The sequence below is a fragment of the Paenibacillus ginsengihumi DSM 21568 genome (assembly GCF_000380965.1).
Taxonomy (GTDB): domain Bacteria; phylum Bacillota; class Bacilli; order Paenibacillales; family NBRC-103111; genus Paenibacillus_G; species Paenibacillus_G ginsengihumi.
The window spans coordinates 1-20189 of sequence record NZ_KB905587.1 but is presented as its reverse complement, the minus strand read 5'-3'; the positions used below and the strand labels follow the sequence as shown (position 1 = coordinate 20189).

19 protein-coding genes and 2 pseudogenes are annotated in these 20189 nt (G+C 55.4%); 8 read left to right on the top strand and 13 right to left on the bottom strand.

Translation table 11 applies throughout. The features are described from left to right. Positions 1-11 precede the first annotated feature (11 nt). On the bottom strand, positions 12-842 hold the full coding sequence (locus tag F591_RS0118075) for a carbohydrate ABC transporter permease (RefSeq protein ID WP_019536028.1): 831 nt from the start codon (positions 840-842) through the stop codon (positions 12-14). A gap of 12 nt (positions 843-854) precedes the next feature. Next, positions 855-1787: a carbohydrate ABC transporter permease gene (locus tag F591_RS0118070; RefSeq protein WP_019536027.1), complete on the bottom strand. Its 933-nt coding sequence runs from the start codon at positions 1785-1787 to the stop codon at positions 855-857. Between the two features lie 198 nt (positions 1788-1985). On the opposite strand from F591_RS0118070, the gene F591_RS0118065 reads away from it, so the two are divergent. Together F591_RS0118065 and F591_RS0118060 are read left to right on the top strand one after the other, a co-directional pair. Next, positions 1986-3785 carry a sensor histidine kinase gene (locus tag F591_RS0118065; protein ID WP_019536026.1) on the top strand — a complete coding sequence of 600 codons (1800 nt, stop codon included), beginning with the start codon at positions 1986-1988 and terminating at the stop codon, positions 3783-3785. Continuing rightward, complete coding sequence (locus tag F591_RS0118060) at positions 3778-5382, top strand: helix-turn-helix domain-containing protein (RefSeq protein WP_019536025.1); 1605 nt, start codon at positions 3778-3780, stop codon at positions 5380-5382. Before F591_RS0118065 ends, F591_RS0118060 begins: the two co-directional genes overlap by 8 nt. Before the next feature lie 138 nt (positions 5383-5520). On the opposite strand, the gene F591_RS0118055 is transcribed toward F591_RS0118060, so the two are convergent. Together F591_RS0118055 and F591_RS0118050 are read right to left on the bottom strand one after the other, a co-directional pair. Further along, positions 5521-5808, bottom strand: a complete 288-nt coding sequence (locus F591_RS0118055; protein ID WP_040742010.1) for a hypothetical protein — start codon at positions 5806-5808, stop codon at positions 5521-5523. Positions 5809-5882: 74 nt separating this feature from the next. Beyond that, positions 5883-6995 (bottom strand): acyltransferase, encoded by a 1113-nt coding sequence (locus F591_RS0118050; protein WP_019536023.1) that lies wholly within the window; start codon positions 6993-6995, stop codon positions 5883-5885. Positions 6996-7416: 421 nt separating this feature from the next. Between F591_RS0118050 and F591_RS0118045 the strand changes: the two genes are divergently transcribed. From F591_RS0118045 to F591_RS0118030, 4 genes are all read left to right on the top strand, one after another. After that, positions 7417-8784, top strand: coding sequence for a YheC/YheD family endospore coat-associated protein (locus F591_RS0118045; protein ID WP_026326710.1), 1368 nt, complete (start codon positions 7417-7419; stop codon positions 8782-8784). A 73-nt stretch (positions 8785-8857) separates the two neighbouring features. Next, positions 8858-10054, top strand: coding sequence for a YheC/YheD family endospore coat-associated protein (locus F591_RS0118040; RefSeq protein WP_245581075.1), 1197 nt, complete (start codon positions 8858-8860; stop codon positions 10052-10054). 71 nt (positions 10055-10125) lie between these two features. Next, the gene (locus tag F591_RS0118035; protein WP_026326709.1) at positions 10126-11493 is read left to right on the top strand and encodes a YheC/YheD family endospore coat-associated protein; all 1368 of its coding nucleotides are present in this window, start codon (positions 10126-10128) and stop codon (positions 11491-11493) included. Further along, positions 11494-12693, top strand: a complete 1200-nt coding sequence (locus F591_RS0118030) for a YheC/YheD family endospore coat-associated protein (RefSeq protein ID WP_019536019.1) — start codon at positions 11494-11496, stop codon at positions 12691-12693. Positions 12694-12699: 6 nt separating this feature from the next. Here the strand turns inward: F591_RS0118030 and F591_RS32935 are convergent, their stop codons facing one another. Next, entirely contained in the window at positions 12700-12954 is a 255-nt protein-coding gene (locus F591_RS32935; RefSeq protein ID WP_083935539.1) for a hypothetical protein, read from the bottom strand. A gap of 784 nt (positions 12955-13738) precedes the next feature. On the opposite strand from F591_RS32935, the gene F591_RS0118025 reads away from it, so the two are divergent. Next, complete coding sequence (locus F591_RS0118025) at positions 13739-14887, top strand: YheC/YheD family endospore coat-associated protein (RefSeq protein ID WP_019536018.1); 1149 nt, start codon at positions 13739-13741, stop codon at positions 14885-14887. 142 nt (positions 14888-15029) lie between these two features. On the opposite strand, the gene F591_RS0118020 is transcribed toward F591_RS0118025, so the two are convergent. The 6 genes from F591_RS0118020 to F591_RS32930 all read right to left on the bottom strand — a co-directional run bounded on the left by F591_RS0118020 (position 15030) and on the right by F591_RS32930 (position 18204). Continuing rightward, positions 15030-15692: an HAD family hydrolase gene (locus F591_RS0118020; RefSeq protein ID WP_019536017.1), complete on the bottom strand. Its 663-nt coding sequence runs from the start codon at positions 15690-15692 to the stop codon at positions 15030-15032. Between the two features lie 80 nt (positions 15693-15772). Further along, entirely contained in the window at positions 15773-16270 is a 498-nt protein-coding gene (locus tag F591_RS28400; RefSeq protein ID WP_281166711.1) for a CBO0543 family protein, read from the bottom strand. 193 nt (positions 16271-16463) lie between these two features. Then, a complete protein-coding gene (locus tag F591_RS0118010) occupies positions 16464-17066 on the bottom strand; it encodes an ATP-dependent DNA ligase (RefSeq protein WP_019536015.1) in 603 nt (200 codons plus the stop codon). 68 nt (positions 17067-17134) lie between these two features. Continuing rightward, on the bottom strand, positions 17135-17704 hold the full coding sequence (locus tag F591_RS0118005) for a manganese catalase family protein (protein ID WP_019536014.1): 570 nt from the start codon (positions 17702-17704) through the stop codon (positions 17135-17137). Positions 17705-17728: 24 nt separating this feature from the next. Continuing rightward, entirely contained in the window at positions 17729-17992 is a 264-nt protein-coding gene (locus F591_RS0118000; RefSeq protein WP_019536013.1) for a spore coat protein CotJB, read from the bottom strand. 23 nt (positions 17993-18015) lie between these two features. Then, the gene (locus tag F591_RS32930; protein ID WP_026326707.1) at positions 18016-18204 is read right to left on the bottom strand and encodes a spore coat associated protein CotJA; all 189 of its coding nucleotides are present in this window, start codon (positions 18202-18204) and stop codon (positions 18016-18018) included. A 615-nt stretch (positions 18205-18819) separates the two neighbouring features. On the opposite strand from F591_RS32930, the pseudogene F591_RS0117990 reads away from it, so the two are divergent. Next, positions 18820-19146: pseudogene (locus tag F591_RS0117990) on the top strand (transposase family protein); the annotation flags it as partial. 79 nt (positions 19147-19225) lie between these two features. Here the strand turns inward: F591_RS0117990 and F591_RS30570 are convergent. Both F591_RS30570 and F591_RS32370 read right to left on the bottom strand, forming a co-directional pair. Further along, a complete protein-coding gene (locus F591_RS30570; protein WP_083935537.1) occupies positions 19226-19630 on the bottom strand; it encodes a hypothetical protein in 405 nt (134 codons plus the stop codon). Positions 19631-19645: 15 nt separating this feature from the next. Then, a pseudogene (locus F591_RS32370) lies at positions 19646-20189 on the bottom strand (hypothetical protein); the annotation flags it as partial.

Here is a 20189-nt window from a genome sequence, read left to right as displayed (position 1 = left end):
TGTTCAAGTATTTATCCTTTGACACTTCCCGCGGCCACGCCTTCGATAACTTGCTTCTGGCCTACGATGAAGACGATCAAAAGCGGCACGATCGCAGATACGGCGCCCGCCATCATCAGCGAGTAAAATTCGCCGTTCAGATCGGCAAACTTGCGGATGCCGAGCTGCAAAGTAAACAGCGAGTCGGAACGCAGGAAGATAAGCGGATTCTGGTAATCGTTCCAGGTCCAGATGAACCGAAGAATCATATAAGTGGCCAGCGCCGGCTTGACGAGCGGCAGCCCGATTCGGACGAAGATCGCCCAGTGGCTCGCTCCGTCCATTCTTGCCGACTCGATGATATCGTTATGGACGCCCATGAAAAATTGACGCAGCAGGAACGTTCCGAGCACTCCCGAGGCGGCCAGCAGAACGAGGCCGAGATGGCTGTCGAACAGGCCGAGCCAGCGGAACATTAAAAATTGCGGCACTAAGATCGCCTGAGGCGGAATCATATAGGTAGCAAGGACCAGCAGGAAGAGCGTTTCGCGTCCCTTGAACGTCACCTTGGAAAAGCCGTAAGCCGCCATTGCGGAAACGGCCAAGGACAGCGCCGTCGCCAGCAGCGTCACTTTGATGCTGTTGAGATAATATAGCGTGAACGGAACGGCTCCCAGCCATACCTGGCTGTAGTTTTCGACCATATTCCACGTTGTGGGAATCCACTGAATCGGATAAGTCATCACCTCAAGCTCGGGCTTGAAGGACGCCGACAGCATCCACAGAAACGGCAGTATAAAAAAGATGCCCGCGCAGCCCATAAGCGCCGTGACGACGACCCGGCCCAATCGAACGGATTTCATGCGCAAAACCTCCTAGTAATTGACCCACTTTTTTTGGCCGATCCATTGGATTAAGGTCAGTAGCAAAATCAGAATGAGCAGAACGATGCCCATCGCCGACGCATAGCCGGATTCCAGGTTGACGAACGCAGCCTCATACAGATAGAAAACGATGACAGAGGTCGAGCCGGCCGGCCCGCCGTTCGTCAAAATCATAACGAGCTCGAACACTTTAAACGACCCGACAATCCCCGTAATTAGCAGGAAGAAGGTCGTCGGCGACAGCATCGGCAAGGTAATGCTGAAGAACTGCCTGACCGGAGAAGCGCCATCCACCTCGGCTGCCTCGTAGATGTCCTTCGAAATGTTTTGCAAGCCCGCCAAATAAATGACCATGTTAAAGCCGAGCGTCGTCCAGACCATGATGATCATCACGGCAAGCAGCGCATAATTCGGGTCCGCCAGCCAAAGCGGAGGATTGTCGACGCCAATCGCCCGCAGGAACCCGTTAATCGGGCCGTTGTTCGGGTGAAACAGCACTCTCCACAGCAGAGCGATCGCCACGAAGCTCGAGATGAACGGCATGAAATAGATTACTTTGAAGAAATCTTTGAAATAGGTCGCCTTGTCGATCAAAACAGCGAGGATCATGGCGATGAACATGGATACCGGAACGACCGCGATCATCACGACGTTATTCCGCAAGGAGCGCAGAAACGCTTCGTCCTGAAACAAGCGGATATAATTGTCCAGGCCTGCAAAATGAAGTCCGCCGATCCCTTCAATGAAATTCCAATTCGTAAAGCTGATCGCGCCGGAGATGATAATCGGGATAACGACCAGCGTCAACGTCAGCAGCAGCATCGGCAAAATAAACGAATAGCCCGCCAGCGTATCGTAAAAAGCCTGCTTTCGGATGCGCCGGGAAGCGCCTTGCCCGCTCCTCCCTTTAGCAGCTTGCTCCACTCTCGTCACCTCGTTGTCTTTATGTCCTCCTCATTATAGGTGCGGCGAAGCGCGCAATCATGAAACGAATTTTGCTAAAACGAAAAGATTTTGCGATATTTTTTTCCATTTAGCAAAAAATGTTGAATGAAGCCGCCTGTCTAATGCTATAGTATGGTTTTAGCGTAACAGATTGAAGTCGTCTTTGAAGGTGGCAGAATGAAAATGCGTGCTGGACTGAACCCAAAGCAGATGTCGCTAAGGCAAAAGCTGATTCTAACCTCGATCGCCTGCCTCGTGCTGCCTGCGATCGGCATGCTGTACATTACAAGCGTCTATTCCAAGCTGATCATCCGGGAGCATACGCTGGAGAAAGCGACGCAATCGCTCATGATCGTGCAATCTCAAATCGAAGCGATTCTTCAGGAAATGGTCTCGATCTCCAACTTCGTCCAATTCGATCCGGAAATGAAGACGTTATTGGAAGAGGCGAGGACGAACCCGGTCGCGGCGCGGCAGCTGACAACCCGGCTGGAGCAAATCGCCGGCGAGAAGCGCGACCTCAGGGTCACTTTGCTGGCGAGAGACGGACGCGCTTATTCCGATTACTCTTTTTACGATTTCGAACCGCGCCGTTTTTTTGAGCAGAGCTGGTTTGGCGAAGTGAGGAAGTTGTCGGCTTACGAAACCTTGTTTCTGGGCGGGAAAAGCAACTATCTTCCTCCCCAATCCCCGGACCAGAACTATGTGTATATGACGGCAAGGGCATTAACCGAGTCCGTCGACGAACCGCCCTTTGCCTACCTGATCGTCAGCCGTACGGAAAATACGATTCGCGAGCTATTTACGGATATGGAGGAAGATGTTTTTCTGTTGGACGATAAGAATATGATCTTGTCCAATCGCAATCCCGGTCTCATCGGAGCCCCTTTTGACAGCGTGCTGCCGCAAGAGGCGCCGGCTTTGCCCAGCATCATTCATCTCCACGGGGAGAACCAGCTGTTTCTCTCGCTATCGCTGCGCTCCGCCGGATGGCGGCTTGTGAGCGTGGCTCCCTACGAACGGCTTACCGAGAAGCTGAGCGGGATTTATCGCTCGGGACTGCTGCTGCAGGCGCTGTTCGCGGCCTGTTTTTTGATTGCCCTCACCTATTTGCTGCGGCGATTTACGCAGCCCGTTCGGGCGCTGGGAGAAGCCGCGAAGAAGGTGGAAGCGGGAGACTTGACGGTTCGATCCCATATTCGCGGCGGGGATGAGATCGGCATGCTAGGCCGTTCGTTCGACCACATGCTCGATCGCATCCAGCAAATGCTGCACCAGGTGCAGGTGGAGCAGGAACTCAAGCGTCAAGCGGAAATGGCCATGCTGCAGGCCCAGGTTCATCCGCATTTTCTGTTCAACGTGCTGAGCTCGATCCGGCTCAAGCTGCTCATGAAGGGCGACGAAGAGACCGCGAACGTCGTCGGGTCCCTGTCCGCGCTGCTGCGGGCCAGCATTTCCAAGCACGACGAATTCGTGACGCTCTACGCCGAGCTGGAGACGGCGAAGCAATATATGGACTTGATGCAGTTTACAACGCGCTATCCGACCGAAACCCGTGTGGAAGTATACGCCGACCCGTTCTCGATAACGGTTCCCCGCTTTATTCTCCAGCCGATTATCGAGAATGCCTATAAACACGGGTTTACGTCGCGCGGCGGGCAAATACGGATTCATGTGGAGACGATCGGCTCATCGCTGCGCATAACGATCAGCGATGACGGCGCCGGCATACCGCCTGCGACGCTCGCCGGACTGCAAGAGCGACTCAAGTTCCCGAAACGGCAAACGATCGAGCAAATGTCCGCAAGCGAACGGAACGGATCGTCCGGGATCGGGCTGTTTAACGTATACAGCCGGCTCATGCTCCTGCATGGGGACCGTTTTGAAATGAATATTCAAAGCGAACCCGGCCGTCACACGACCGTCGAGCTGCTGCTGCCTATTGAATGCGCGAAGGATGGTGAGCACCATGTTTAAAGTCGTCGTCGCGGACGATCATTATCCGGTATTGGACTATTTAAGCGCCGGCATCCCGTGGGAGAAGCTTGGCCTCGAGCTGGCGGCTGCTTGCTCCAACGGCGGGGAAGCCTGGGAGGCCTGCCAGCTTCATCGCCCGGACATTCTCATTACGGATATCGGCATGCCGGTGATGGACGGCCTTGCTTTGATCGAAAAAGCCCGCGAGGCCAATCCCCGGTTAAAGGCGGTCATCCTGTCGTGTCACGAAGATTTTCACTATGCGCAGCGCGCCGTAAAGCTAGGCGTGACCGATTACATCCTGAAGGAAAGCTTGCGGAGCGAGCAGGTCGCTTCTGTGCTGGAGCAGCTGACCGACCGGCTGAGCGAGGAAAAGCGCTCGGAGGATAACCGGCTTCGGCTGCAAAATGTCGTGCAGCAAAACTATTCCGCCATCCGTTCCCGCTTTATCCGCACGCTCCTCGAGCAGCCGGTCTGGAACGAGGCGGAATGGGAAGGCGAAGCGGAGCGCATGGGGCTTCGCCTCCGGGACGGCATTCCTTATTTGCCGGCCGCCGGCTTCCCGGAACGCGCCGGCGAGCTGGAGGAACGGTTCGGGGGAGCGATCAACATGCAGTTCGTGATAGACAACGCCTTGCAGGAGCTGGTGCAATATGAAGGATGCGTTCACTTCGTTCCGAACGAACGCCAGTATTTGCTGCTGTTTCCCTTCCCGCATACGATAAAGCGCAATCTTCACGAAGAGGTTCGCGGCGAGCTGCAGCGCGTTCAGCAACTGCTGCGGCGTCACTTGCGGATCGGATTCGCTTTTTGCTGGGGCGACGCGGATCAATCGTTAATCCGATTGAAGAAGCAGATTCAGGAGTTGCTTGGCGCGGCGACGTTCCGCTTCTATGCCGGCGAATGCGCCCTGGCGAAGCTGCATTCCGTCGAGACGACGAAAGAGGACTTGTTTCTGCATTATTCCAAAGCGCTGCAGGACATGAAAGAGGGCATTCTTAGCGGGGACAAGGCACGCATTGCGCATACCGTCCAGCAATGGAAAGACAGGATCAGGAAGCAAATATACCCTGTCGATGCCGTCAAAAGCTGGGCGCTGAAAATGGCCATGGAGCTCGAGCTGAAATATACGGTCATGCAAAATTTCGTGACGAGCTTCAGCTCCGAGCTGCATCAGCGCCAGATCGCTTCGATCGAAACGTTGGACCATCTGACGGACTGGCTCCGAACGTTCCTCGAAGAAAAAAGCGTCGAGATCCAGACGCTGCGGTCGCAAGCGGTGCGCAGGGAGATCGCGGAGGCGCAGCGTTATGTGCACACGCATATCGGCGAGAAGGTCGCCATGGAGGAAATGGCTCACCGCCTGAATCTGAACCCGTCTCATTTCAGCCGGGTGTTCAAGCAGGAGACCGGGGAAACCTTCGTGGAATTCGTAACGCGGACGAAAATGGAAAGAGCCAAGGAATTGCTGAACCAATCCGACTTGACCGTTGCGGAAATTGCCGAGCAGCTCGGTTACGAGCACACGAGTTATTTTATCAAGCTGTTCAGAAACAATACCGGCATGTCGCCGAACGAATACCGGAAATCGATGTGAACGAACCAAGAGCGAATGCAGGCGCAAAAAAACGGCCTATAAGATGGCTTTTCCAAATCATCCATCTTATGGGCCGTTTATTCAGAATGCATCATCCGGCGCCGCCTGCTGCTTTCCGCTCATCTTGCGCCCCGCCTGTTATTTTCTCATCTGCAGCATTTTGCGCTTGCCCCGGACCATCTGCTCCATCTGCCACCGCTTCATCCGCCGCACCTTGGCCAGCTCCCGCTTCGTCTCCTCGTCGACGCCCAGCAGCTCATGCAGGTGCGAGGCGACGATCATCAGCGCGAACGCCATCCAGACGACGCCGAACACCGTCTCCGCCGTCATGCCGCCGCCGATATCGATCCGCGGGACGGCGTAGACGAGCATGCCCAGAGCGAGGCCGATGCAGACGACATTTTTCAGTCCTTTCACTCGTATCATGACTCCTTCCTCGTTCGGCAACTTGTACATTGCTATTGTATGAGAAGGAAGAAGCATTTAGTACCACCCGGCCGTCAGGCGCCGTCCCCTGCCGGCAGCTTCGGCTTGCCGGCGCGGCGGAACAGCCTCCGGGAGCGGCCGTACAGCCAGACGAGCAGCCACGGCACAGCCAGCGTCGCCACAAAAGAGCCGACGATGTCGGTATGGTAATACAGCATGCGGTTGCTTTCCCAGATGACCCGCGTCTTCCAGTAGGTAAGAATCGCCGGATGCACCAGGTACACGCCGAACGAGACGGCGCCCAGGGACAGCAGCCACCCCGCCAGCCGTTTTTGGCGCTCAAGCAGCAGCTGGCCGAGGCGGATCAAGGCAAGCGCCGCGAACGCCGCATAAGCCGTGAACAGAAGCTCGTACCAGACGTTGTCGAAAAATATGCGTTGCGACAGCTCCAGCTGGTACAGAAGCATAAAGCCGCAGCCGAGCAGGACGGCCACCGGCAGCACCCAGCGGAAGCTGCGGCGAAGCCATTCGTCGAACCGCTCGTAATGAAGCCCGATGAACCCGCCGAGCGCGAAGACGCCGAAATAGGTGACGCACAGCGATGGGCTGTGGGGAATCGGCTCTACCCACTGGCTGTACGCATAGCACGCCGCCTGAAGCGCCAGCCCGACCGGGAACAGCGCAAGGCGAAAGCCCGGGAACCTTTGGCACAGGCTCATCAGGATCGGAAACAAAATATAAAACTGGATGATGATAATCATAAAATACAGATGATAGGACGTTTCGGCCCATAGCAGCATGGAGGCGAAATCGGCCACATCCAGGCGCACGTTCGCGGGGGAGACAACCCACTGATTGTACAAGTAATAAAAGAGAGACCAGATCAAATAAGGAATGACGATCTGCTTGACCCGGCGCGCGTAGAACTTGGCCGCCTGCCTGCCGCTCCAATCCCCGTCGTACCGGTAAAACAGGACGAGCCCGCTGAGCAGCAAAAACACCGGCACGGCAAAATTGCTCAGTTTGTTGACAGCCACGTACGCCATCCACGAGCCGCTGTCGGTCGGAAGCTCGACAGTAGGATCGGCGGTCGCATGAATCAGCACAACGGCAAGAATGGCGGCCGCCCGAACGATATCAAGTTCCAGCAGCTTCTTTTTTCTGGGTGCGGATGAAGCTACAAGCAAGAAGCAGGTCACCTCCAAGTCGGATTTCAGCCGATAACGGCCTCGTAGGATTATACCATCCCTAGCGCTATTTTGAAAACTCAGCGCTATCCAAACGCTGAATTTTCAAGACCGCAGGTGACGACCGATGGAAGGAAGCGCTTGTCATAGGCGTCTATTTTGAAAATTCAAGGTATTCATACTGCTGAATTTTCACCCCCGCAGGAGACGACTGGGGACGATAGAAATCGCTTGCAAACAAGCGGTGAAACCGCCCTTTTTCCAGCTCGTCCAGCCCGGATCAGACCCAGGAAAACCGGGCGAACTCCACCCCCTGGCTTTTATCACCAAGGGTTAGAAGCCCTCATATGATGGAGTAGTTCGTTTCATTCTGTTTCATGCATGTACCTGCGGCAACTCGGTGCTGGAAGGAGAACCGCGAGTGAAAAGAACAAAAGTAAAAATCCATGTTCCCGGCGCCAGCAGTTCATTGGACGAATCTGTGATCATGCTTAGCGCAGGATTGGCAAAAAAATGGAGAATCCCATTGAACCAAACGGTTCAGCTTCGCTTCGGATCGGCCCGGCAAGAGGTCAGAACGCTGCCCACCTCGCAGCCGGGCACGATTCGGATTAGCCAAAGCCTCGCCTCCCGCCTGGGCCTGGTGCACGGCAGGCAGCTCTGTTGTCAATACAAAAGCGGCTCCCGCACCATTGTGCTCGGTCCTCTGATCGGCGTGCTGGTCAGCCGGGTCTATGCGGGATCGGCCGATAAGCCGTTCGGGGCCAGCACAGCGTTTTGCCGGGAGATGAGCGATGCCTGCGGCGTTTACGGGGCTTCCGTCTTTTTTTGCACGCCGAACGAGGTTCAAGGGCATGGCGATACGGTGCCGGGATGGCATTATGCCGGTGGCCGATGGACGAAGGGAACCTTCCCGATACCGGACGTTCTCTATAACCGGCTGACTTCGCGCAAGTACGAAAATCTGAAAAATGTGCAGCAGTTCATCAGTCACGCCAAATCGAGCCACAACACCCAGATGTTCAACGAGAAATATTTGAACAAGAACGAAGTGTTCGATGCCCTTCGCAAGGAAGCGCATCTGAACGCCTATTTGCCCGAGTCCCATCTGCTGCACAATTATCAGCAGCTGAAGGCGATGTGCGGCAAGTACCAGACGGTCTTTCTCAAACCGATTACGGGAAGTCTCGGGAAAGGCATCATTCGCATCCGCAAGCAGCCGGGCGGTTCCTTCGTATGTCATCTCACGCAGCTGAACGGCATCCGCAAGCAATCGTTCGCCTCGCTCAGCCGGCTGTTCTCGGTCATATCAGGCAAGGTCAAGGCCCAGCGTTATCAGATACAGCAGGGCCTCGAGCTGATCACCGTCGGCGGACGACCGGTCGACTTTCGCGCTCTGGTGCAGCGGGGCGAGACCGGACAGTGGGCCATCACCTCGATCGTCGCCCGGATTGCGAGCAATCGTCATTTCGTCTCCAATCTGGCGCGAGGCGGCACGCTCAGCACGGTGAAGGAGGCGCTGGCCCGGTCCGAGACGAAGGTATCCGGCGGTTTGACGAAGCTGAGGAAAGCTTCCCTGCAAATCGCCAAAGGCATTGAAGCCCAGGTTCCGGGACATTTCGCCGAGCTGGGCGTCGATCTGGCGATCGATACGAACGGACGGGTATGGCTTCTTGAAGTGAATTCCAAGCCGTCGAAAGATGACAATTCTCCGCTTTCCCCGGACCGCAAAATCCGGCCGTCCGTGAAAACGATCGTGCAGTATGCGCGTTACTTGTCCAAATTCTGATGGGGCAACCGCCAAGCCGGAGATGAACCGCTTCACATCCGAGAAGAACGATCGACCTGCAGAGGTGATTCGCATGATGAGATCGAAGCCGGGAGAACGCCGCTTCCGCACGCTGGGCATCATGACAACCGAGACCGATGGGGACCCTCCGTTTCGCAATCGCCAGTTTTTCCGCCGGCTGTGCCTCATCGGCCAGCGTATGGGTCTCGCGGTCTATGTGTTCACACCGTCCGGTCTGCACGAATCCGAGAAGCGGGTCTGCGGGTACATCTACGATGCCGCCGGCAAGCGCTGGTCCAGGGAGGAGCTGAGGGAGCCCGATCTCGTATACGACCGCTGCTTCTTCGGCACCAAAGAACAGTACGCCGCGTATCGTAGGACAGTGCGGGAGCTGCGGCGGCGCAATATCCGGTTTCTCGGCAACGGATTGCGGGGCAAGTGGGATGTCGGGCAGATGCTCAGGCAGGACGACCGCTTGAGCGCCTATCTCCCGGAAACCGAACCGCTGCGCAGCATGCGCACGCTGGCCGAATGGCTCATGCGGCGCGGCGAGGCCGTGCTGAAGCCCGAGGGCGGCTCCCAGGGCCGCGGCGTACTGCACGTACGGCGGACGGCCGACCGCCAGCCCGGCGCTGCCAGGCCGCAGCCCGCGGCGTATGCCGTGCGCGGCCGCGACGGCCGCAACCGGCCGATCGCGCTCGAGCTCGGCGACATGGCCGCGCTATTGCGCTGGCTGCGCCGCTTTATCGGCTGCCGCCGCTACCTGCTGCAGCAGTTCCTTCTGCTGCAGACGCGCGAAGGCATCGCCTACGACGTGCGAGCGCTCGTGCAGAAGGACGGCCAAGGCCGCTGGCAAATTACCGGCATGGCCGCCAGGCAAGGGCTCGCGGGAAGCCTGACCGCGAATCTTCACGGCGGCGGAACGGTCCATTCGCTCCCCGATTTTTTGAAGCGGCAGTTCGGCCCGAATAAAGCCCAAGCGCTCATAGCAGAGCTGCACCGGCTTTCGGAGCTCATTCCGGAAGCGCTGGAGCAGCGTCACGGGCGGCTTGTCGAGCTGGGCATCGATTTCGGGATCGATGCCCTCGGCCGCATCTGGTTTCTCGAAGCGAACTCCAAACCCGGCCGCTCCATCTTTACTTATTTGCGCGACGAACAAGCGCGGGCAGCCGCCACGGCCAACCCGATTCGATATGCCCGGTATGTGCTGGCGAAACCGGAAGCGGCGGTTTCTGGCGAACGCCCCGTGAGCGTGCCGGATTCGCCATAGCTGGAGTAAGACCGCATTCAACCCTTTCGAAGCCAGTTTTCCTTATGCGGAAAACTCTGAGGAGGTCCAACATGAGTTTGACTACTTGTACGATTCACGTCATAAACCGACAGGATAGAACGGTATACGTGACCAGTGAATTGGCCAATGCGCTCAACCTGTCCAGAATAAGAGGCGTCACGTTGTCCCTCGGCAGCAAAACCGCCAGCCTGGGGCTGAAGCTCCTCAAAAAAACGGGCCATCACCTATATTTGCCGACAGCCGTCTACAGCCAGCTGCGCGTGCCGCGCCCCGGCTCCATCACCGTCATGTGCAGCAACGGCAAAGATATCCGGATCGGTCCGATGATCGGCGTGCTGACGAACGTAACCCGCAGCAGTTCGGCGCCCTTCGGCTCGCGAACGTCTTTCATCCGTCAATTCATGCGCGCCGGCTCCGATCGCGCCTATTACTTCGGCTTCTCTCCGCGGGACGTCAACTGGGCGCAATCGACCGTCACCGCCATGATTCCGAAGGGCGAGAACGGCTGGATGCGGAAGGTGATACCGCTTCCGGATGTCGTCTATAACCGTTCGCCCAGCCGCAAGGCCGAAAAGCTGATGAGCATGAACGCGTTTAAGAGCCGGTTTATCAAAAAGGGGATTCCGCTCTTCAACTGGAGCTTCTTCGACAAGTCTGACGTGTACCGGCTGCTCGAGGGGACCGAGGCGTCCCGCCATGTGCCGGAATCGCGCATTAACCCGTCGGCGGCGGAGCTGCGCAATATGCTGGAGAGGCATAAGTTTATTTACCTCAAGCCGACCGGCGGCAGCCTCGGCATCGGCATTTTCCGGCTGACCTACAACCCGAAGCGCGGATATTACGCGCGCTTTCGCCGCGCCGGACGCAACGTCCTGCTCCGCTTTAGCAGTTTCGACAGCCTGATGGCGCTGCTCCGCAAACAAGGCGGCAGCCTGAACAAGTACGTCGCCCAGCAAGGCATCCGGCTGATCGAGATCGACAATTGTCCGATCGATTTCCGTTTCCATATGACGAAGAATGCCAGCAACGAATGGGTCGTCTCGGCCATCGGGGCCAAGAAAGCGGGCAAAGGCAGCATCACCACGCACGTGCGCACCGGAGGCCAGCTGATGACGCCCGAACAAGTGCTGAGGCAGATTTTCGGCGCCCGCTCGGACGCTGTGCTGGCCAATGCCAAGGAGACGGCCGTGAAGCTGGCCCAGACCATCGAGCGCAATTACCGGCATACGCTCGGCGAGCTCGGTTTCGATATCGGCATCGACCAAAACGAGCATGTGTGGATGTTTGAGGCGAATTCGAAGCCGGGGCGGTCTATTTTCAAGCACCCCGCTTTGAAGGAGCAGGGAAGGGCCTCTCTGAATCATTTGTTCGATTATTGCCTCTACTTGAGCCGCTTTCGGGCAAGGAGGGATTCGTAAGTGGACGCCCAAGTCCTACAACAACCGCGGCGAACGACGCTGGCCATTCTTACCCATCAGGACAAAACGAGGATTTTTCGCGGGAATTTAGACAATTTTATCGACCTGATCCGAACCGGCAAGGAGCATCACGTAGACGTTTATGTCATGACGACGAAGAGCTTCAATTTGTCGGAAAAGCATGCGGTAGGCTATACCTACAATACGGCCAGCAAATCGTGGAAAAAAAAGCGGATGCCCTTACCGCACGTCATCTATAATCGCATCCCATACCGCAAATTCGAGCTGCTTCCCGAGGTGCAGCAGGTCATTCAGACCTGCCTGCGCCATAACCAGATTCGCTTTTTCAACCCGTCGTTTTTCAACAAATGGACCTTGTTCGAATGGCTGAACCAGTCCGCGGCCACGCGCGCGATCATCCCTGCCACGCAAAAGCTGACCTCCTCCGAAGATCTGGAAAAGCTGCTGCAGGCTCATTCCTTCCTGTATCTGAAGCCGATCCGGGGCAAGGCGGGCAAAGGAATCATGAGAGTAACCAAGCTGGCTTCCAAGGACGGCAGCGAGGAGCCGCGGCCTTACGAGCTGAGCGTGCAGAGCAAATCGAAGAGCCTGATTTACCGCTATCCGTCGGTGAGCCAGCTGTGGCCGCACATTCAACAAATGATGGGCAATAAGGAATATATCGCCCAGCAGGGCATTCCGCTCGCCAAATTCCGGCAGCGCCCCTTCGATTTGCGGGTGCTCGTGCAGAAGAACGGCAAGGGGCTGTGGACCGTCGCCGGCGTCGGCGCCCGCCGGGCCGGAAAGCACAGCATTACGACGCATGTGCCCCGGGGCGGATCGATCGACAACCCTGCCAAGCTGCTGCTGTCTGCTTTCGGCCCGCTCGACGCAAGGCGGATTATGGCCCGCGTCAGGAAGACGGCGCTGCTCGCGGCGAAGCAAATCGAGCAGGCCTGCGGTCACCAGCTTGGCGAAATGTCCATGGATTTGGGTGTCGATGTGAATGGGAACATCTGGTTTTTCGAGGCGAACTCCAAGCCGATGAAGTTCGACGAGCCCCTCATCCGCAGACGATCGCTGAATAATTTGATCCGATACAGCATTTATTTGTCCCGTTCCAAGCGCGGCAAAGCTCGCTCCATCCGGAGGCTGCAGGGCGACGGGCGGCGCGTAATCGCTGAAAATAGACGTCTATGACGACGCCTATGTCGGGCGCCTATGACGAGCGATTCCTTCGTCATCGGCCGTCTCGCCTGCGGTATTGAAAATTCTGCGTGTGGATACCGCCGAATTTGCAAGAGAGTCAGCAAATAGAGTCAGCAAATGTTGTATTTTGTACAACAAAAACGGGGGGATAAACCGTATTAGCGGCTCAATGTTGCACTTTGTGCAACATTTCGGGCGATGTTCCCGGATTTGAAGCCAATTTCGCCCAAATTGTTGCACGAAATACAACAATCCCCTTCCTCTGGGGCGAAGATAGCGTAAAATGTTGCATTTTTTGCAGGATTTGTCGCCACATGTGCTCCAGGGAGGGGCCGCGCTCACGCGGAGTTTGAACATTAACACGGATTTCGCACGTAATGCGGAGTCCGAACGCTAACATGGAGTTCACACGCTAACTGGCAGTTCGCACGCTAATGCGGAGTCCGAACGCTAACATGGAGTTCACACGCTAACTGGCAGTTCGCACGCTAATGCGGAGTCCGAACGCTAACTGGCAGTTTGCACGCTAACGCGGATCTCGGGGGCCGCCGGCCGAGCATCTCTGTCGCAGTAAAGTGCAGATTTTAAAGGGCCAAAAAGGGCCAATAAAGGCCATTCCGAAGGCAAGGTTTTCTCAGCGCTGCCGGAAAAGCTGCCAGAAAAATATTAACTTCGACAAAGCGTTAAAGCATTAAATTGAAGTGTGGCTTTTTGCACCAAGCATAACTGCCGCTCAAGCGCACCCCCGCCCGCTGGTGGAATGTGCTTCGATAGAGGAACGCAGGAAGAAGCAGCACTTGAAGCAGCAACAGGTGAAAAGAAAACGGCTTGGGCGGCATCATCACAAGATAAGAAAAACGTCTATCGACGTCCATTCAAGGATGAGCGGGCCGCGGTTTAGAGGTAGTTTTTCTTGGTACAGAAAGTCGCACTTCGCTTAATGCTTTAGCGAAGTTAAACTTTCTGTAAACGTTGAAAAATGGGCTGCGAACCTTGGGCTATTTTCAAGAAAGTCAAAACGGGCAGGTGGTTCCTTTTGTCTCATCAAATCGGCGTATTGGCCATGTATTTGCCGGGCAGGAGACTGGAGGAGATTTCTTTCTTCCGGAAGCTGTGCGTGGCGGGGAACAAGCTTGGACTCGAGGTGCTGATCTTCACCCCGGACGATATGGACAGTGCCAGAGGACGGATCCACGCAATGACGTACAACGCGAATCGGGCGGCCTGGTTGCGCAAATGGGCCCCGGTCCCCCCGCTGATCTACGACCGCTGCCGTTATCACGGAGCGCACAATTACCGCAAGCTCACGCGTTTCCGCCAAAAACACGCCAAGCTGCGGTATTTGGGACGGATGATGGCCAGCAAGTGGACGGTGCATCAGCTTCTAAGCGAGCATCCGCAGATTGCGCCTCATTTGCCGGCTACCGTTCGTTATAAAGACGCCAAGGAGCTGGCAAGCTTTCTGAAGCGTTACCCTGTCGTATTTCTGAAGCCGAAGAACGGGACCGGCGGCCGCGGCATCATTCGCCTGCAGCGAACAGCCGGGGGCACAACCTATCTCATGCAGGGGCGCGACCCGCACCGGCGCATTATCCCGGCCCGCCGCATTACCGCAAGCCAAATCCCGGCCCGTCTGGCCGGGTGGAAGCTGAGTGAAAAATATATCGTGCAGCAGGGCATTCCGCTCGAGCTGAACAACGGCCGCGTGCACGATTTTCGCATGCTGATCCAGAAGGACGGCCAAGGCCGCTGGCAGGTTACGGGCTGCGCAGGCCGAATCGGCCCCAAAGCCTCGGTCACCTCCAATCTGCACGGCGGCGGCAAGGCGGTACCGATGGAGACCCTGCTGCGCCAGCGATTCAAGTCGCCATCCAAGGTTGACGAAATCCGCGAGCAGGCGTACGCGCTCGGGCTGAACGTGGCGGAGCAGATCGAGAAGCATTTCGGCCCGCAATGCGAAACCGGCATCGATCTGGCGGTCGATCCGAAGGGCAACGTTTGGCTGCTTGAGGTGAACCCGAAGCCTTCGCGCGAAGTGTTCCGACGCATCGGAGAGAAGGAAACGTACCGCCAAGCGATCTATCGTCCTCTGGAGTACGCGCTGTGGCTGATGCAGCGGCCCAAAAGCCCGGAAAAAGCGGACCCGGTGCCAGAGCCGCAAGCGGAGGCCGGGGTAACCGCATAGCGCTTCTTCCGCCTCATTCTTTCGTGCAAAAAGGCTGTTTGCAGGCGAAACGCATTCGCTTGCAGACAGCCTTTCGCGTGCGCCGAAACCAGCTTTGAGACACATGCGCCGCTGGCGTCAGCCTTGTGCCGCTCCGCTCTACTTAAAGCAGCTCCAGCAGCCGGGAAAATCGGTCGATGCGCACATCCGCCCCGTCCAGCTCGCCCTGCTCCCGGAATCCGGCGTAATCGCAGCCGACGACGGCCAGGCCGTTGGCATGTCCGGCCTCGACGTCGGACGAACGGTCGCCGACCATCCATGCGCTAGTCACGCTGTGGTCGGCAAGCAACCGCCGCACCAAATCCACCTTCGTCGCTGTGCCGTATTCCCCGGCGCTGTACAGCCCCCCCGGCACGAACAGCGGCTCCAGTTCGTGCTGCCGGACAACGCCTTTGACATAAGCCTCCAGCCCGTTGCTGGCGACAAACAGCCGGATGCCTCGCCGCTGCAACTCGGCCAGCGTATCGGCGACGCCTTCATACAGCCGGCCTTGCCCTTGCGCCATTCCTTCGAGCTGATATTGCAGCAGCAGCTCGTCGGCCCTCCGATGCACGCTCTCGTCGGCATCCGGCATGACCCGCTTCCATATATGCGCGAGCAGCATGCCCAGTCCGCCTAAAATCGCCGATTCCGGGGGCGTCGCTCCCTCGTATAAGCCTTCGGCCCGCAAGCGGTCGAAGGTCGCATGATAAGCCGGGAGCAGCAGCGTTTCAGTCTGAAACAACGTGCCGTCCAGGTCGAAAATCATCGCTTCCGGCTTGCTCATCACAGCAGACACATTCGGTTCCTCCCATCTGTCGTTCATGTACTATAGAAACATGAATGGCGAGGGTTGTCAATCGAGCCTCAAGGCATAGGGCGCAGCGGGACGCGGAACAGCAGCATCAGCCCCACGGCGCAAAAGACGGACACGATGTAGGCGATTCCGGGCCTTGTGCTGTGCAGCCTAAGCATCGGAAACATCAGGCAATCGAAAGCGAGGGACACCCAGCAGCTCCAACCGTGATCGTACATGATCCGGCCGGTAACGGAATAGACGAACTCCGACACGCCATAAATGGCAACCCACAAGGCGTAATGCTTCCAGCGCCCTTTCTTCTGATTCGGAAAAGATGATAGGAACAGCACGACCGTACACGGAAATACGATCAACATGTAAATTAATTCCGTAATGACACCGTTCGGGATCAGGTCGGGAACGAATGCCCACAGAAGATAGTCGTCGGTTAGAAACCAGTACAGCAAATTGCAAACCATCATATATAGCACGGTCGTATGAAATACGGAAAACCCGCGCCAAGCCCGCTTCACAGCTACGCTAGCCAGCGCAATGACAGCAACCACCAAATGAATGTCGATCGCCTCATTTCATTCCTCGAATTGCAATGTTCAATAATGATTAGGATATTCAAATGAAGGCGAACCATCATAAAGATTTCTTTAGCTTCCCGAGGCGAATGAATGAGGCGGCGGCCGGCAATCCTAAACAAGATGTAGAATCAAACAGCCCTCGCTGCAAGAGCGAGGGAGCGATCCATCAGTCGCTTATGAAGTAAGGCCTTGAGGAAACATCGATCTCCAGCCAATCGCGGGGCAATTTGCCGGTGTACAAGCTTTCCTTCGGCTTGGCGATCATCTGTGCCGCCCTCGTGTCCTGCAACGCGGCAATCAGCGCTTCGCTGCCATCGAAGTAAGGCATCATCCGAAAGAAGCGATTTTCCTTCAGCACGCTTTCCAGAATTGATTTTCGCTTGATCAGGGGCTTGGCGCGCAAGTCTTTCCCGTTGTACTGCAATATATCCCATACGAGGTAAACGACCGGCCGGTGCAAGGCAAACGACGCGGCTCTGGCCCGCCTCCTGATTCGCAGGCGGTCGGTGACGAGCCTAAGGGCCGGCGCCCCGGTCTGCGGATCGATGCAGCACGCTTCGCCGTCCAATATCGCGCTTCCTTCCAGCGGCACGAGATGCAGCTCCGGAAACAGGCGGGTGCAATCTTGGCCCTGCTCGGAGAAAACCCTCGTCTCCGATCCGGTCTTAAACAGCAGCAGGCGCAAGCCTGCAATCTTCGGTTCGAAAAAATAAGCGCGGGCCGCCAAGGAAAGACCCCGCTTTTCCATGCGCATCGGCGTAGCCGGCATGACCATCAACTCCCCGACCCCATTGTACCACGGGCGCTACTTGCGAAGAATCAGGGAATGGGTGGATGTTAAAATATTTTTTTGGCTTCCCTCTCCGACTTTAAAATTTCGACCGCTTCCCGGAACCGCATGGAATGGATGACCTCCCGTTCGCGCAAAAACTTCAGGCCGTCCTGCAGGTCCACGTCATCGGTCATGTCGATCAGCCATTGGTACGTCGCCCTGGCTTTTTCCTCGGCGGCGATATCCTCGTACAGATCGGCGATCGGGTCGCCCTTGGCCTGAATGTATGTCGCCGTCCACGGTACGCCCGAGGCGTTGTTGTAGAACAAGGCGCGGTCATGATTGACGTAATAATCGTCCAGCCCTGCCGCTTTGAGCTGCTCGACCGTAGCATCCTTGGTCAGCTTATAGACCATTGTGGCAATCATTTCCAAATGGGCAAATTCCTCCGTGCCGATATCCGTCAGCAGACCGATAACTTTGTCCGGTATGGAATACCGCTGGTTCAAGTAGCGCAGCGCAGCCGCCAGCTCGCCGTCCGCTCCCCCGTACTGTTCCAGCAAAAGTCTGGCCATGCGCGGATCGCACTTGCTGACCCTGACCGGATATTGCAGCTTCTTCTCATAAATCCACATCGCTTCGTTTCCCTCCCCCTCGAATCAGACCTGCCAAGGCCACGGCGGTTCCCACCACTGCCACGGGTGCCTCGAAAAGCTGTGCCCGAAATGCATGAGCGGGCCGAACTCCGCCTCGAACTGTTGAGCCAGATGCATCCGATGCTGGGCGAACTGATTGTACTGCTGCAGCGCCTGGACATCGGTCGGGTGCGTATCCAGGTAAAGCGTCAATTCGACGAGCACGAAATCGATCGCCTGCAGCTCCTCCAGCTTCGTATAATACGATTCCGGCATTTGCTTCTGCATCGCTTAAGCGGCCTCCTTTCCCGTCAAGTGGATTTCTTCTCGTAAGGACTGTATAATGCGGGCCATAAAGTCCCTCTTCTCAAAGCCTCGCGGGGCGGAAACTGCGGCAAATGCATCGGCTGATACGTGAAAAAAAGCTGCGGCGGCGTATTGTAGACTTTTTCGACAATCGGCGGACAAGGATCGAACGGGCTGACGTAGGGATACCACACTCTGTACTGACCGCCGAGCGGGTGCTCGAATGCCGCCTGCTGGTAGGCGGCATTTTCGTTCTCGGCGAACGCTCCTTCGGCCTGCTGCTTTCCCTTTTTTCCTTTCATGTCGGCTCCTCCTTCTTCCATCCTGGGCGCAGAGCCCGAGGACCTGCGCCATGCATGAGGCGTCCTGATCGCAATACTTGATTGTATACAGGACCGATTGTCCCTTATGCCAGTTTTTTTCGCCGATTTTATGTGTCCAATCTATTGACAGAGGTCAAACGAAACCTTTCCCATAAAAACGACATTTTAAGAAGATGAATTTCCTTTAATCCAATAATACTATTGATCCTGAATTTCGAAAGCGCATAAGATCAATGCAAGATGCTAAAGCAATGGCGACTTAATAGCTGTTCCGTTTTCTGTATTTGTTCCTTTGCTCGTTTTACCATTAGCACAGCTTCTCGTTCTGCTTCTTCCAGTTCCATTTGTTGACGAGCTAATACATGTTCATTGTGCTGAACAGCCTCCCGTAATCCAGATACTTCTCGTACCAAACTATCTATACGGCGAAGTATTTCCAGTCTAATACTGGAAATAAATAGACCAGTAGAAACGGAGTGTGTTCAAATGTTAATAGAGATCCCGAATATCGAAAATGTGTTTCATATCCCCGAGCCGTGGTACATCGACCGCTGTCAATTTGATGAGAAAATGGAGCGGATGGATGTCTACTTGAAGTTTCGAAAGGAGGCCCTGTTCGCTTGTTCAGGATGCGGGAGAGAAGCTCAGCCGGTACAAGATATTGCAGACTATGATCAGGCATGGCGTCATCTCAATTTTGCCGAATATCCGATTTACTTTCATGCCGAGCATCCGCGAACCCGCTGCGGGGGATGTGGCCGGATTCTGCGTGTGAACGTGCCTTGGGCGATTAAGCCGCGTGCAGGTTTTACCGTACCGCAATCGTGTACCTACTGGCGGGAAAACTCGATTTATTGTACGATCCTGCTGTTATGATGTAAAGCCAGTCTATCTAAATAATTGCTATTTTTGGTTCGTATGCAGCGATAACATCTACAATTGAGTCGCCTGCCAAAATGGAAAAGTGTATAAGTGATTCTGATTCTGCAATTCCATATGATTGTTCTGATAACCATTGAATATATTCAGAATTAGTAACCTTAAAAAAGGTCCATTCTGAGTAAAACTCTGTTCCATATCGCTCATCAATTTTATTTATTACACTTTGTCTAAAACTTTCATCTGTACTCCTATATGCATGTACGGAATCTTCAAATAACACTTCAACTTTCTTATATTCGTCATAAGCGTCAGACAACAAAATTCTAAAACCCTCAATACTATCTGACAATGACTCTACATAATATTTTGATGACAAACCAGATATCGGTTCCCAGCGCTCCCAATTTTCTTGCACTATTCCACACCTACCTTAGTAACGAATGTTAATTGATTTTTTACCGTCATAAATTTCTAATGTCGGCCTACCGTCAGAGCTTTTGTTTCTTACATTCACAGTTCGTCCATCTGGTAATTTTCCTACCTTACCACCCGGTATATCTTTTACATCGGTCACTCCCATACTGTTAAAATCGTCAAGAGCCTGATCGAAACCACCCGTTTTTTCATACTGGGTAGCTTTACCTTTAGTAGCCCTGCCAGGATTAGCTCCTTCCAAAATTTCATCCACAGACTTTATCGAAGCTTTTGGCGTCCCCTCAGTGTCCTGTTTCGGCGGGGTGGATTGGTCTGCCTCCCGTGCCGCCTTCTCCGCTGCCTCTTTCTTCTTATAAAACTCATTCCACTTCTTCTGTACATCCGTCTCAGGCAACTTTTCTTTGGAATCCATATGCATGACTTTAAGGTCATTCGCATCAAGCTCGATTCCTTCAGGGGTTACCGACTTCTTCTGGAATTTTGAGGCGAGCTTATCCCCTCCTTGGGCGGCTTTTTCAACAAAGTGACTAAATTTCGTT